At 63.1% G+C, this 1,427-nt stretch carries 2 protein-coding genes; one reads left to right on the forward strand and one right to left on the reverse strand.

The genetic code is table 11. From position 1 onward, the window contains the following. A partial coding sequence (gene ctrA, locus HX774_RS17415; protein ID WP_178828728.1) for a response regulator transcription factor CtrA occupies positions 1-616 on the reverse strand: 616 nt, incomplete at its 3' end. Between the two features lie 373 nt (positions 617-989). Between ctrA and HX774_RS17420 the strand changes: the two genes are divergently transcribed. Further along, positions 990-1,376: a chromosomal replication initiator DnaA gene (locus HX774_RS17420; protein WP_178828729.1), complete on the forward strand. Its 387-nt coding sequence runs from the start codon at positions 990-992 to the stop codon at positions 1,374-1,376. The last annotated feature ends 51 nt before the right edge of the window (positions 1,377-1,427 follow it).

Below are 1,427 nucleotides of genomic sequence, written 5' to 3' on the forward strand. Positions count from 1 at the left end.
TCGCCGCCGTCGCCAGCTTCTTGCGCAGCTTGCAGATGAAGACGTCGATGATCTTCAGCTCGGGCTCGTCCATGCCGCCATAGAGGTGGTTCAGGAACATTTCCTTGGTCAGGGTCGTGCCCTTGCGCAGCGAGAGCAGCTCCAGCATCTGATATTCCTTGCCGGTCAGATGCACGCGATGACCGTCCACCTCGACCGTCTTGGCGTCCAGGTTCACGGCGATCTCGCCGGTGTGGATGATGGCCTGGGCGTGGCCCTTGGAGCGACGGACCACGGCGTGGGTGCGCGCGATCAGCTCGTCCTTGTGGAAGGGCTTGGTCAGATAGTCGTCGGCGCCGCCGCCGAAGGTCTTGACCTTGGTTTCAATCTCGTGGCTGCCCGAGAGGATCATGACCGGCGTATTGATCTTGCCGACGCGCAACTGACGCAGAACCTCAAGGCCGCTCATGTCGGGCAGGTTCAGGTCCAGCAGAATGAGGTCGTAGTCATAGATCTTGCCCAGATCGATGCCTTCTTCACCCAGGTCGGTCGTATAGACGTTAAAGCCTTCCGACTTGAGCATCAGTTCGATGCTCTGGGCGGTGGCGTGATCGTCTTCAATCAACAGGACGCGCATTCATGCCCCTCCAGGCAAAGCTTGGCTGCAGCCGCCGAGAAGACGACGACCGGGTAACCTTGTTCCAACGTTAACGGGTCAAAACCTTAAGAAGGGTTAACGGGTCCCGATATGGAACGCTTAGGCTGATTTGCGAATCGCCGTCGAGAGTCCCGAGTCAAGGATTCGTTAATTTATTAACCATGTCGCGCGCCTTGCCCCCTTGACGTTCGCAACATCCCCGACCGCGCGTCCAATCGTCCACAGCCGATCCCGCACCCGACAAGGCGAAGCGACCGATTCTGACGTGAACTAGGACAACATTCCTAGCCTGCCCCGCGACACCGCACATGATTGGGCCACAGAAAAAATACGTTCGGGAGCAACTGACGACATGGAATCCTATCGGGCCGAGCCCTATCGCGTGCCGGTGACGGAGGGCGACCGCATCCGCGCCGACGCGGCCCTGCATCTGGCGGCCTACGCCTTCGGGGTCCCGGCGACCGAGATGCTGCGGCGCGAGCGCACCCGCCCGCGCGCCTGTCGCGCCCGCTGGTCGGCCATGTACCTGGCCCATGTCTCCTACGGCTGGCCGCTGGAACGGGTGGGCCACGCCTTCGGCCTGAACCGCGCCACCGCCTCGACCGCCTGTCGCTGGGCCGAGGACGCGCGCGACCACGACAAGTACGACGCCGTCATGGACGGGCTGGAGACCTGTCTGCGCGCGGTCATGGAACTGCCCGCCGTCGACCTGGCCCTGGCCCTGGGAGCCGACCGATGAGCCTGCCGCAGACGCGAATCGTGGAACGCGCCCGCGCCCTGCTGGACCGGC

Source organism: Brevundimonas sp. P7753, from assembly GCF_013386595.1.
Classification (GTDB): Bacteria; Pseudomonadota; Alphaproteobacteria; order Caulobacterales; family Caulobacteraceae; genus Brevundimonas; species Brevundimonas bullata.